Raw genomic sequence first — 9187 nt, 5'->3', positions numbered from 1 at the left:
CTGATCCAGCCAACCGGAGAACATGTCGCGGTTCACCTTTTCTGTCAACGGCTTCTCCGCCAGATTCGGCAACTTGGTTGAGTCCGTGAAATCATCCACCGCGACCAGATCCCCATAACCTGCATCACGAAGTCCTGCGATGAGGCAGCTCCCTATAAAACCGGCGGCTCCTGTTACTACGATCATATGACTAAGGTATGAATAGTTCTTCGCATGGCGACCAGAGTCCCAGTTCATTGCCTTTCCCAAACATATGTTCCACCGCCCTGCGTCCTTCCGGGCCCAGTTCACGGCTAAAATCATTCACATACAAAGCGATGTGCTGACGCTGCACCGTTTCACTCATTTCCTGAGCATGTAACCGCACATATGGATTGCAGTCTGCCGGATGTTCCATGGCATAATCAACACTATCGCGGATGGCATTACGTATTTGCATCAACACCTCTTTCCCAAGCGATCGCCGGGCAGCAATGCCTCCGAGAGGAATGGGCATACCGGTGGATTCCTCCCAGAATTCACCCAGGTCTGAAAGCTTTTCCAGTCCTTTCTCTGCATACGTAAAACGATTTTCATGGATAATAACACCTGCATCCACACTGCCCTTCACAACTGCATCTTCAATGTCCGAAAAGACCATCTCTTCCTTGGTGATCACTTCCGGGTACGCCAGGGAAAATAAGAAATGGGCAGTGGTCCGGTTACCGGGTATGGCTACTTTCCACTCGGACCTGGGTTTCCTGTTCAGTGACTTTATATCAGCGGTGATCACCAGAGGCCCACAGTTACGCCCCAACGCACTTCCGGAATCCAGCATGATGTATTCATTGCACACATGGGCATAGGCGTGGTAACTCAGCTTGGTCACATCCAGCTTCCCTTCCACTGCCCAGCGGTTCAGGGTTTCCACATCAGCCAGGGTCACTTCCGGTGTCAGGTCGTGCGTTTCAATCCGTCCGTGAACGAGTGCATCGAATATGAAGGTATCGTTGGGACAGGGTGAAAAACCAAGTGTATACGTTTTACGAGTCATACCAATCCACGGATCAGATCAAGTGTTTCCCTGTTTACATTTTTCACGGCGAGCTCAATATCCCATGCCTCCCGGTTCCGTTTTTCAACCCGGTTCGAGATCCCACGCAAACCAAGGCAGGGCACATCCGCTGCATTACAGGCATAGATCACTGCTGCGGATTCCATGGTTTCCACATCGGCAGGCCAGCGCTCCTGAACCGCTTTTATGGAAACTTCACTGCCGTGTACTTTGTTCACGGTTATTCCTCTGACAGCAGACAAATGTTGTACCCGGTCCATAAAAGGTATGACATCGGGAATGACCGGGCCATCCGGTGTAAGGTCTTTGTTATTTTCAATTGGCAACCGGCTTAACGGTATGAATTGTTCCCCGTCTTCTGCCCCGAGTTCCGGAAAACCATCTTCTGAGATCACCACCACATCACCCAGGGCATCCTCCACATTGAATGTTCCGGCTATTCCCACATGCAATACGGCATCGATCTGATGGGTGGCGAGATATGAAGCCGTCTGCACGGCAGCAGCCACCATCCCCACCCCGGTGATCAGCACATCAATATGAACAGCAGAAGGCCATTCGGATCGTGAATCCAGCAGCGGACGAATCTCCGCTTCAGTCGCCGATATGATCAATACATTCATAAGCAGGCCATAAAGATACGCAAACTACACACCGGTCGGGAAGGGGCAGTCATGCGCCACTTTTCTTATCTTTGGCATCAACCCTAACCACGATGGTACACGTAACCCGACGGGAACGATTCAATGCAGCGCACCGCCTGTTCAGGCCGGAACTTTCCGACCAGGAGAACATGGATATCTTTGGGAAATGCTCCAACCCCAACTGGCACGGGCATAACTATACTTTGTATGTCACGGTAAGAGGTGAGGTTGATCCGGCTACCGGGTTTGTGGTGAATCTGAAAAAACTAAGCACCCTGATCCGGGAGAAGGTCATCACGAAGATCGACCATAAGAATCTGAACCTGGATGTGGATTTCACGCGTCACCTGATCCCTTCAACAGAAAATCTGGCACTGGCCATATGGGAACAGCTGTATGATGGTGTGCGTGAAATGGGGGCGGAATTGCACTGTGTCCGGATTGATGAAACAGAGAACAACAGTGCTTCATACTTTGGCAATTCACAAACGCATGAGTGATAAACATCCTGAAATGTTCACCGACCCTGAAGACAGTGTCGGTTTTGAACGTCTGTACAAATACAACGAAGAGATCATCAACCGGCTATCCGATCACTACCAGGACATCATCCATTGTATTGGTGAAGATCCCGAACGGGACGGACTGAAACGAACACCGGAACGGGTAGCCAGGGCCATGCAGTTCCTCACCCATGGTTATGACCTGGACGGAGCCGAGATCCTGAAGTCAGCCATGTTCCGTGAGGACTACAAACAGATGGTGCTGGTAAAAGACATCGAGTTATATTCCCTTTGCGAACATCACATGCTACCTTTCTTTGGGAAAGCTCATGTCGCCTACATACCCAATGGATGCATCGTAGGTTTGAGCAAAATCCCCAGGGTGGTGGATGCCTTTGCGCGCAGACTCCAGGTGCAGGAACGCATGACCAACGAGATACGGGATTGCATCCATGACACACTGCAGCCCCTGGGTGTTGCTGTAGTCATAGAAGCCTCCCACCTGTGTATGCAAATGCGGGGCATTCAGAAACAAAACTCGGTAACCACCACATCCGCTTTTACAGGCGAATTTTTAAAGGACACTACGAGGAAAGAATTTATCAGTCTGATTTCAGCCAAACTCAGCTAGAATAAAAATATAACCAGATGAAAGCATACGTTTTTCCGGGCCAGGGTGCCCAATTCACAGGCATGGGCAAAGATCTTTATGACGGTTCATCAGAAGCCAGGGATCTTTTTGAAAAGGCCAATACCTTGCTCGGCTTTTCTATTACCGATGTCATGTTTGAAGGCAGCGAAGATGCATTGCGTCAAACGAAGGTGACACAACCGGCCATCTTTCTCCACTCGGTGATCCTGGCGAAGACCTTGGGTGAGGATTTCAAACCGGATATGGTAGCGGGACATTCCCTCGGAGAATTCTCCGCCCTGGTTGCCAACGGCTGCCTGTCTTTCGAAGATGGGCTCACCCTGGTATCCAAGCGTGCCTATGCCATGCAAAAGGCTTGTGAGGCCACCCCGTCCACCATGGCTGCCATTTTGGGCCTGGAAGATCAGGTGGTAGAAGAGGTATGTGCCGGGATTTCAGAAACCGTGGTACCGGCAAACTATAACTGTCCGGGACAGCTTGTGATTTCCGGAAGTGTACCGGGAATTGAACTGGCATGTGAAAAGTTAAAGGAAGCCGGTGCGAAGCGCGCATTGCCACTTAGCGTTGGAGGAGCCTTCCACTCTCCATTGATGGAGCCTGCCAGAAAGGAACTTGAAGAGGCCATTGCCGGAACATCGTTTGCAGCCCCCTCCTGCCCTGTTTACCAAAACGTCAATGCTTCGCCGGAAACAGATCCTGACCGGATAAGAAAGAACCTGGTGGATCAGCTGACGGCTCCGGTACGCTGGACGCAGATCATGGAAGCGATGATCCGTGATGGCGCATCCTCATTCACTGAGGTAGGACCGGGAAAAGTACTGCAAGGTTTGGTGAAAAAGGTAAGCCGTGATATGGAAACGGTTAGTGCCCTTGCCCCCTGGTTAGCGGAGTAACGGATTGCGGATATTTCCGCTGCCTAATGCTTTCTGTAATGCGGGATTATCAAGCGCTTTGTGCATCAGTTCAATGTGATTGAGGTGATGGCAATCCGACCCGAGAAAGTCAATATAACCTCTTTCAAGCATTTGTTCTGCCACCTTCCGGGTTTGCGGTGAATAATGACCTGTGAGGGAATTGATGTTCAACTGCAGCAACCAGCCCCGGTCCTTCATCTCCTCGAAAACAGAAATATCCCTGTAATAGTAGGAATACCTTTCCGGATGAGCCAGGATGGGTTTGTAGCCTGCCGAGATCAATTTGAACACAGTTTCCTCAAAATGATGCGGCGGCTGCATGAAAGACAGTTCCACTAACACGTGATTATCCCCGAAAGTCAGCAATGGTTCACGCTGGATCATGTGCTCTAACTCGGAATCCAGGTAATACTCGGCTGCCGCTTCCAGCTCTACATCCAGCCCTTCCGAACGGACAGCCTCCCTTACCTTCTCCAGGCCACCCAAAATAATTTCCGGAGTGTTCTTATAATAATCGCTCATGACATGCGGGGTGGTAATGAGCTTCCTATATCCCAATTGATGAAGACCCCTGATGAGCGCAATGGAATCCTCGATGGTAGATGCACCGTCATCAATACCCGGAATAAGGTGGGAGTGAAAATCCACTTCCAATGATTGAAAATCAGCGTACTCCCTTGGCGCGGGTTTTCCGAAAAATTTATTTAACCAACCTGCCATGAATCAATGTTGTAAATTCAAAGATATATATTGCATCACAATATCAGGAAGGTCAGGGATCAATAACGGCAGGAATTCATACCAGGAAAAGATGAGCACGGCAAAAGACATCGGGGAAACAGTGATTCAGGATGCAAGACGGATTCTGATGGTACGCCCCGCTACATTCGGGTTCAGTATTGAAAACGCAGAAAGCAATGTATTTCAGCGGCGTTCCGAAAAAAGCGATGCAGAATTACAACGTACTGCTCTTGCGGAGTTTGATCGTGCAACGGAAACCATTAGATCAGCTGGTGTAGACCTTGTGGTTTATGACCAGGAACCCAACCTTCACTTACCTGATGCGGTATTTCCCAACAACTGGGTCTCCTTTCACGAGAACACCTATGTGCTTTATCCCATGCTGTCAAAACAACGCAGGATGGAACGACAAATGGTGATGATCCCTTTCCTGAATTCGGGAAAGATAATCAACTATAAGAAGCACATTGACCTCACACCCTATGAGATTTCAGGCAAATTTCTTGAAGGTACCGGAAGTATCGTATTCGACTATGAGAACAGGATTGCCTATGCCTGCCTGTCTCCCCGAACAGATGTGGAAGTACTGAATGACCTGTGCCAACAGTTGGGCTACAGGCCTTGTTCCTTTAACGCCGTAGACGAAACAGGTGTACCGGTGTATCATACCAATGTCATTCTTTCCATTTGCAGTGATTTGGTAATTTTCTGCGAAGAGTCAATCCGCAATCAACAGACCAAAGATCGTCTGAAAGAGATGTGGCAACAGGCCGGACGGATGGTCATGGGCGTTACCCTTGAGCAAGCCAGGCATTTTACCTGCAACGTGTATCAGGTAACCGGAAAAGACGGAGAAAGAAAATTACTGATGTCAGGTTCGGCATTCGATGCCTTCACAAAGGATCAGCGCGGGTTATTGGAAGAAAAACGAACGTTGGTGCGATGTGATATTCCCACTATTGAAGAAACCGGGGGTGGCAGCTTAAGGTGTATGGTGGCACGGATAGCCTGACAATCTAACGTGTTGGCCACTGAATAAATTAACTGTCAGTTTTTAGATTTGCCTTGATTATAGATTAGCAATCCCCTCGGACAGGCGGGCTCACTGCACCTCGGGATAACAAGACTGTTGTTTATTAACAACAAGAAAAATAAGAGCACCTGAAGCTGTTATTCCCAAGTATGGCAAAGTTCGGTGGTTAGGCGAAGGTTGTACCTTCGTCTGTCTATGTTGTAGCTTTAAGCTACTTCTTTCATCTCAGCTAACAATGCTGGTAGCTGAGGAAGAGTTCTTAGTATAAATCATAATAGGACGAAGGTACAACCTTCGCCCAACACCTCGGTATAACCATTTGCAAGCTCAATATGATTTCCTATGCAAAATGGTCAACGCGTTAGTTATCTATACTTTACCGACCACACTGATTTTTTGAAGTGTACGTTTCAACCCTTCTTCCAGATCCACGGCGGGGTCATAGCCCAGCATTTCCTTTGCCTTTTCAATGGATGCCAGTGAATCACGGATATCTCCGGCTCTGGATTCACGGTGAATGGCAGGAATATCCTTTCCGAGAATCTGGTTGATCTTTGTATACATCTCCAGGATGGATGTACGCTGTCCATACGCTACATTAAACACCTGTCCCAGGGCACCGGGATGTTTTGTAAACAACGCCTTGATATTGGCCTGAACGGCATTCTCCACATAAGTGAAGTCGCGGGTCTGAAGGCCATCGCCATCAATATAAGCGGAGGTATCTGCCGAAATGGCCCGGATAAAGAGGGGCAGAGCTGCCGCATAGGGTCCATCCGGACTTTGCCGCGGACCGAATACATTAAAATATCGCAGGCCAATGATATTCATTCCGTAATTCAGATGAAAGACACCGGCATAGACTTCATCGGTAAGCTTGGATGCACCATATGGTGAAAGGGGTTTACCGATCCTGTCTTCTTTCTTCGGAAGCTCCTTGCTATCTCCGTAAACGGATGATGAACTGGCATACACCATACGCTTTACATTGGCATCCTTCGCTGCCACCAACATGTTCACAAAACCGGTCACATTCACCTGATGCGTATGCAGGGGATCTTTCAGGGAACGGGGTACAGAACCAAGCGCCGCCTGGTGCAACACATAGGTTATCCCTTCGCAGGCCTTGCGGCATGTATCCACATCACAAATATCACCTTCCACAACCTCCAGATTCCCTTTGAAACCTTTGAGGTTAAGAGCATCTCCGGTCGAGAAATTATCCAGTACCCGAACGAGGCCGGCGTTGTGTTGCAGAAGGTATTCAACGATATGTGAACCTATGAAACCACCGCCACCGGTAACCAGAAAGGAATGCGAAGACAGGTCTCCCTCGTGAAAGGTCTGCTTATCCAAAAGGTCAGGCTTTGTATTGTTGTTGATAATAGTCCCGGTAAGCACCGGACGTCACTTCTTCCAGCCACTGTTGATTCTCCAGATACCAGTCTACCGTGCGTTCAAGGCCTTGCTCGAATGTTACGGTAGGCTTCCAGCCCAATTCCTTGCCGATCTTTCCGGCATCAATCGCATACCGGAGATCATGACCTGCACGGTCCTTTACAAAGGTGATCAATTCTTCCGAAGTGCCGGGAACCCGCCCCAGCTTGCGATCCAGTATATCGCACAATAACCGGATCAGATCAATATTTTTCCATTCGTTGTGACCACCGATGTTATAGGTGGCTCCATGTTCTCCTTTATGGTAAATCAGGTCTATGGCAGCGGCATGGTCCTCAACAAAAAGCCAGTCGCGGACATTCTCGCCCTTTCCATACACCGGAATGGGCTTATCATTGCAAATATTATTCAGCGCCAGTGGAATCAGCTTTTCCGGGAACTGGCATGCGCCATAGTTGTTTGAGCAATTTGAGATCACCACAGGCAAACCGTAGGTGTGATGGTAGGCCCTTACAAAATGATCGGAACTTGCCTTGGATGCCGAATATGGGCTGCGCGGATCGTAAGGGGTCGTTTCCAGGAACAGGCCATCTTCTCCCAGGGAACCGTACACCTCATCCGTTGATATATGGTAGAACAGATGCGCATTCATATCGTCCTTCCATGCCTCACGGGCAACATTCAGTAACACCACGGTACCTACCACATTGGTATTTACAAACTCAAGGGGATTGGTGATGGAGCGGTCCACATGTGATTCTGCGGCAAGATGGATCACGCCATGAAACCGGTACTCCTTAAACAAAGAAGCCACCAGGTCTGCATCCAGGATATCGCCTTTCACAAAGCTATAGTTGTTCTTTTCCTCGATGTCGGTGAGGTTCTTCAGATTGCCTGCGTAGGTGAGTTTATCGAGGTTAACGATCCGGTAATCGGGATATGAATTGACGAGGCGTCGCACCACATGTGATCCGATAAAACCTGCACCTCCAGTAACCAGGATATTTTTTGACGTACTCATGATATCATCTGTTTACTCAGATTTTGCTGCCAGTTCCATGCGGACCGCAGCATATCTTCCAGACCCAGTTCCGCCTTCCATTTCAGAACGCGGTTGGCCAGATCCGTTTCTGCCCAGATGGCTTCCACGTCACCGGGGCGACGTTCCACGAGGCGATGTGGCAAGGGTTTTCCGGTCACTTTCTCAAAGGCCTGGACCACCTCCAGAACGGAGTAGCCCGTACCTGTACCGATATTATAAACCTCATAGGATGATACCTGATCCTGATCATTGCCCAGCAAGCGTTCCATGGCAGCAATGTGCGCCCTGGCCACGTCTACTACATGAATGTAATCTCGGACACAAGTTCCATCAGGTGTGTTGTAATCGCTGCCGAATACTTTGAGTTCATCACGCTCACCTGTGGCAGTTTGTGTGATATAAGGGATGAGGTTTTCAGGTTCATTCAGCGGAAGCTCACCGATCCTGCCGGACGGATGGGCGCCGATCGGGTTAAAATACCTTAATGCCAATGCGCGAAGAGATGTACTTCCGGATACGGATTCCAGCATATCTTCACAAACCATTTTGGTATATCCGTATGGAGACTCCGCCTTTTTCCTTGGTGTTTTTTCATTCACCGGAAGTTTATCCGGACTGCCATAAACAGTACATGAAGAGGAAAACACAATCGCATTGGTTCCTGCATTACCCATTACCTGCAGAAGGTTAAGCAGGGAAACGAAATTGTTGCGGTAGTAAAGCAGGGGATCTCTGACCGATTCACCCACCGCCTTACGGGCGGCAAAATGGATCACGGCATCCACAGGAGGCATCTCTTTCCAGGCACTCCTGATGGCCTCAACGTTGCAAAGATCCAGTTCAAAGAAGCGGGGATTCACACCGGTGATCTCCTTGATCCCGTCCAGTATCCGGATGGATGAAGTGGACAGGTCATCGAGTATGGTCACCTCAAAACCTTGTGAAATAAGTTCCACCACGGTATGCGACCCAACATAGCCCATACCTCCGGTCACTGCGATGTGTTTCTTACCTGTCATTTATTACAGGCTCCAGTATTCCACCTGTTCCATTTTATTTCGATAGAGTCCCTTCAGATCAACCAGCAGTCCTTTTCCATCAAAATATTGCTGGAAGTCGCTTTCCTTCATACCGAGATATTCTTTGTGTCCTACACAAACGATGATGGCCTGGTACTTTCCTTCCGGTGCCGAGGCCAAACCGAAA

The 9187-nt window shown here is 49.0% G+C and carries 12 protein-coding genes; 4 read left to right on the top strand and 8 right to left on the bottom strand.

Annotated features, from left to right (window positions below; genetic code table 11):
* From KDD36_13600 to mqnB, 3 genes are all read right to left on the bottom strand, one after another.
* Positions 1–186, bottom strand: a 186-nt coding sequence (locus KDD36_13600) for an NAD-dependent epimerase/dehydratase family protein (protein MCB0397684.1), incomplete at its 3' end; no start/stop codon positions are given.
* A 4-nt stretch (positions 187–190) separates the two neighbouring features.
* The gene (locus KDD36_13595) at positions 191–1033 is read right to left on the bottom strand and encodes a 1,4-dihydroxy-6-naphthoate synthase (protein MCB0397683.1); all 843 of its coding nucleotides are present in this window, start codon (positions 1031–1033) and stop codon (positions 191–193) included.
* Entirely contained in the window at positions 1030–1677 is a 648-nt protein-coding gene (gene mqnB / locus KDD36_13590) for a futalosine hydrolase (protein ID MCB0397682.1), read from the bottom strand. The genes KDD36_13595 and mqnB overlap by 4 nt, the downstream gene beginning before the upstream one ends.
* A 92-nt stretch (positions 1678–1769) precedes the next feature.
* Here mqnB and KDD36_13585 point away from each other — a divergent pair, with 92 nt between their 5' ends.
* From KDD36_13585 to fabD, 3 genes are read left to right on the top strand one after another with little or no spacing between them, the layout of a single operon-like run.
* Positions 1770–2198 (top strand): 6-carboxytetrahydropterin synthase, encoded by a 429-nt coding sequence (locus tag KDD36_13585; protein MCB0397681.1) that lies wholly within the window; start codon positions 1770–1772, stop codon positions 2196–2198.
* Positions 2199–2211: 13 nt separating this feature from the next.
* Positions 2212–2832 carry a GTP cyclohydrolase I FolE gene (folE, locus tag KDD36_13580; protein MCB0397680.1) on the top strand — a complete coding sequence of 207 codons (621 nt, stop codon included), beginning with the start codon at positions 2212–2214 and terminating at the stop codon, positions 2830–2832.
* Positions 2833–2849: 17 nt separating this feature from the next.
* Positions 2850–3746: an ACP S-malonyltransferase gene (fabD, locus tag KDD36_13575; GenBank protein MCB0397679.1), complete on the top strand. Its 897-nt coding sequence runs from the start codon at positions 2850–2852 to the stop codon at positions 3744–3746.
* Here the strand turns inward: fabD and KDD36_13570 are convergent.
* Positions 3735–4487, bottom strand: coding sequence for a histidinol phosphatase (locus KDD36_13570; GenBank protein MCB0397678.1), 753 nt, complete (start codon positions 4485–4487; stop codon positions 3735–3737). The two genes, fabD and KDD36_13570, sit on opposite strands and share 12 nt — an antisense overlap.
* Positions 4488–4578: 91 nt before the next feature.
* On the opposite strand from KDD36_13570, the gene KDD36_13565 reads away from it, so the two are divergent.
* Positions 4579–5520, top strand: a complete 942-nt coding sequence (locus KDD36_13565; GenBank protein ID MCB0397677.1) for an amidinotransferase — start codon at positions 4579–4581, stop codon at positions 5518–5520.
* A gap of 390 nt (positions 5521–5910) precedes the next feature.
* Here the strand turns inward: KDD36_13565 and KDD36_13560 are convergent, their stop codons facing one another.
* From KDD36_13560 to KDD36_13545, 4 genes are all read right to left on the bottom strand, one after another.
* Positions 5911–6897, bottom strand: coding sequence for an SDR family oxidoreductase (locus KDD36_13560; GenBank protein ID MCB0397676.1), 987 nt, complete (start codon positions 6895–6897; stop codon positions 5911–5913).
* A 4-nt stretch (positions 6898–6901) separates the two neighbouring features.
* The gene (rfbB, locus tag KDD36_13555) at positions 6902–7960 is read right to left on the bottom strand and encodes a dTDP-glucose 4,6-dehydratase (GenBank protein MCB0397675.1); all 1059 of its coding nucleotides are present in this window, start codon (positions 7958–7960) and stop codon (positions 6902–6904) included.
* Positions 7957–9000, bottom strand: a complete 1044-nt coding sequence (galE, locus tag KDD36_13550; GenBank protein MCB0397674.1) for a UDP-glucose 4-epimerase GalE — start codon at positions 8998–9000, stop codon at positions 7957–7959. Before galE ends, rfbB begins: the two co-directional genes overlap by 4 nt.
* A 3-nt stretch (positions 9001–9003) precedes the next feature.
* The coding region (locus KDD36_13545; GenBank protein MCB0397673.1) for a nucleotide sugar dehydrogenase at positions 9004–9187 on the bottom strand (184 nt) is incomplete at its 5' end.

Source organism: Flavobacteriales bacterium (genome assembly GCA_020435415.1).
In the GTDB taxonomy this organism is placed as follows: Bacteria; Bacteroidota; Bacteroidia; order JACJYZ01; family JACJYZ01; genus JACJYZ01.
Note: the sequence above shows the minus strand (reverse complement) of the source record. Positions and strands in the feature narration are given on the sequence as shown.

What these genes read in the sequence shown, in the direction of transcription:
- fabD (MCB0397679.1), top strand. Translation starts at nt 2,850, where the DNA reads ATGAAAGCATACGTTTTTCCGGGCCAGGGTGCCCAATTCACAGGCATG.
- rfbB (MCB0397675.1), bottom strand. Translation starts at nt 7,960, where the DNA reads ATGAGTACGTCAAAAAATATCCTGGTTACTGGAGGTGCAGGTTTTATC.
- KDD36_13570 (MCB0397678.1), bottom strand. Translation starts at nt 4,487, where the DNA reads ATGGCAGGTTGGTTAAATAAATTTTTCGGAAAACCCGCGCCAAGGGAG.
- KDD36_13595 (MCB0397683.1), bottom strand. Translation starts at nt 1,033, where the DNA reads ATGACTCGTAAAACGTATACACTTGGTTTTTCACCCTGTCCCAACGAT.
- KDD36_13585 (MCB0397681.1), top strand. Translation starts at nt 1,770, where the DNA reads ATGGTACACGTAACCCGACGGGAACGATTCAATGCAGCGCACCGCCTG.
- folE (MCB0397680.1), top strand. Translation starts at nt 2,212, where the DNA reads ATGTTCACCGACCCTGAAGACAGTGTCGGTTTTGAACGTCTGTACAAA.
- KDD36_13565 (MCB0397677.1), top strand. Translation starts at nt 4,579, where the DNA reads ATGAGCACGGCAAAAGACATCGGGGAAACAGTGATTCAGGATGCAAGA.
- mqnB (MCB0397682.1), bottom strand. Translation starts at nt 1,677, where the DNA reads ATGAATGTATTGATCATATCGGCGACTGAAGCGGAGATTCGTCCGCTG.
- galE (MCB0397674.1), bottom strand. Translation starts at nt 9,000, where the DNA reads ATGACAGGTAAGAAACACATCGCAGTGACCGGAGGTATGGGCTATGTT.